Raw genomic sequence first — 2641 nt, forward strand, 5'->3', positions numbered from 1 at the left:
TGGAAAAACCGGTCAATTTGACCACCTAATTCCGGAGTAAATTGACTACCCGTTCCGGAGCAAACTGACCACCTGATTCCGGAGCAAATTGACCACCAAGTTTTGTGTTTAATTAACGATTAAAAACTATTCATTTTTTCATGTTGTTAGAACCATACATTCGTTAAAAATTTACGGATTATGGCAAACAAAATAACAGACATGAGTAAAATTAGAAAAGTAATTAAATTCTATTGTAATGGAAAGAGTAAGTTGTTTATAAGTAGCTACTTATCCCTTTCAAGAAATACGGTAAAGAAATATATTTCTTTATTTGAAGTTCTCGGATTAAGCTTTGAATTAATCGACCAAAAAACCGATGCAGAGCTGGAACTTTTATTCTCCCAAACTAGTGTAGAGGCCATTAGTCCGAGATTACAGACACTTTATGATTTTTTTCCTAAAATGGAACGTGAACTAAAAAAAGTTGGCGTTACCGTACAGCATATGTGGGAACAATATATTGCTGTAAATCCGGATGGTTATCGAACTTCACAATTTCATTATCATTACAATATATGGGGCAAGCGAGTCAATCCGGTCATGCATATGAACCATAAGGCTGGCGATAAAATGTATGTTGATTATGCCGGAAAGACACTCTCAATTATTGATATAGATACCGGAGAAGTCAAAGAAGTACAATTTTTTGTAGCAATATTAGGAGCCAGCCAATACACGTATGCTGAAGCTTCCATGAGCCAGCAAAAGGAGAACTTTGTTGACTCGGTAGAGAATGCTATGCGCTTTTTTGAAGGCACTCCTGCTGCCATTGTTCCAGATAATTTAAAATCTGCAGTAATAAAAAGCAGTCGTTTTGAACCGACAATCAATGAAACCCTGGCTGATTTAGCAGAACACTACGAAACTACAATCCTGCCTGCCAGAGCTTACAGACCCAGAGATAAATCATTAGTTGAAGGAGCTGTTAAGATATTATATCGAAGGATTTATGTAAGCATAAAAGAAACCAAGTTCTTTTCTCTGGAAGAATTAAATCAGCAGATCTGGAATTTACTTGACTCTCACAATAACAGAAAACTAACAGGACGCCCTTATTCCCGCTTTGAATTATTTTTAGAAGACGAGAAAGAAAAACTGCGTCCACTGCCACAAGATCGTTTTGAAATTAAATACCAATCTTTTGCAACAGTAATGCAAAACGGTCATGTTCAATTAAGCAAGGACAAAAACTATTACAGTGTTCCGTATCAATATGTAAAAAAGAAAGCAAAACTGTTATATACCAAATCAACGGTAGAGATTTATTATAAATACAATAGAATAGCTGTACATCCAAGAAACTACAAACCTTATGTCTATACAACAACCCCTGAGCATTTAGCCAGTACCCATCAATTTGTAGCTGAGTGGAGTGCTGCCCGCTTCATTGAATGGGCCAATAATATTGATGAGTCAGTAGGAGAATATATAATGCAGATAATCGAAAGCAGAAATCATCCGGAACAGGCTTATAAAAGTTGTTTAGGAATACTGAATTTTGAAAAAAAGGTAGGCAGACAGCGATTAATAAATGCCTGCAGGCGGGCACTTGATTTTAAAATTTACAACTTTAAGACCATACAAAATATTTTAGAAAACAACTTGGATCATATTGATTTTGATCAAGAACCTGAGCAGGAACTTCCCGATCACAGTAACATAAGAGGAAAACACTATTATAACTAAATTAAATCTTAAAAAAATGAATGAATCCACAGTAACCAAAATGAAACAAATGAAGCTTTATGGCATGTTTAATGCTTTTAAAACAGCCATTGAAAGCGGAAAAACAGATCATTATACCCTTGATCAGTTTGTATCAATGATTATTGATGCAGAATGGGATGAAAGATATAATCGTCGTATTGAACGAAGTATCACTAATGCCAAGTTCCATTACAAATCAAATATTGAAAACATCAATTTTGATGTATCGCGTAACCTAGACCGAAATATGGTACTGCGTCTGGCAGAATGCGAATTTATAGAGAAAAATGAAAACATTTTAATCACAGGAAGCACCGGTGTTGGTAAAAGTTATTTAGGTACCGCATTAGGCTATCAAGCCTGTATACAAGGTTTTAAGGTAAGTTATTTTAATACCTCAAAATTGTTTGCTAGACTAAAAATGGCTAAAGCAGATGGTACCTATCTGCGAGAACTTACCAAAATACAAAGACAGGATGTTATAATACTTGATGATTTTGGACTTCAGGCACTTGACAGCCATAACCGGATTACTCTTTTGGAGATCATAGAGGACAGGCATAATAACGGCTCTATCATCGTGACATCACAAATCCCAGTTCAAGGCTGGTATGATATAATTGGAGAAAAAACGATAGCCGATGCAATATTAGACAGACTTATACACCAATCTCACAGGCTTGAATTACATGGCGAATCCATGAGAAAGAAAAGAGGAATAAACAAAGAGTGATATTTTATATATTTGAATACTAATTAACAGATGAAAAAATATAATTTTTAATCAAAACGGAGGTGGTCATTTTGCTCCGGAATTAGGTGGTCATTTTGAAATGGAATCAGGTGCTCACTTTAAAACGGAATGGGGTGATCAATATAACCGGAATTTGCA

2 protein-coding genes are annotated in these 2641 nt (G+C 35.3%); both read left to right on the forward strand.

Annotation, left to right across the window (positions count from 1 at the left end; all coding sequences use genetic code 11):
• The first annotated feature begins 180 nt into the window (after window positions 1-180).
• Window positions 181-1728: an IS21 family transposase gene (gene istA / locus AAYQ19_RS22015; RefSeq protein WP_343539423.1), complete on the forward strand. Its 1548-nt coding sequence runs from the start codon at window positions 181-183 to the stop codon at window positions 1726-1728.
• Window positions 1729-1744: 16 nt separating this feature from the next.
• The gene (gene istB, locus AAYQ19_RS22020; RefSeq protein WP_343539425.1) at window positions 1745-2482 is read left to right on the forward strand and encodes an IS21-like element helper ATPase IstB; all 738 of its coding nucleotides are present in this window, start codon (window positions 1745-1747) and stop codon (window positions 2480-2482) included.
• Window positions 2483-2641 lie beyond the last annotated feature (159 nt).

This window comes from Flavobacterium mesophilum, from assembly GCF_039581405.1.
Lineage (GTDB): Bacteria > Bacteroidota > Bacteroidia > Flavobacteriales > Flavobacteriaceae > Flavobacterium.

Coding starts and splice junctions, on each gene's coding strand:
- istA (WP_343539423.1), top strand. CDS start 181: ATGGCAAACAAAATAACAGACATGAGTAAAATTAGAAAAGTAATTAAA.
- istB (WP_343539425.1), top strand. CDS start 1,745: ATGAATGAATCCACAGTAACCAAAATGAAACAAATGAAGCTTTATGGC.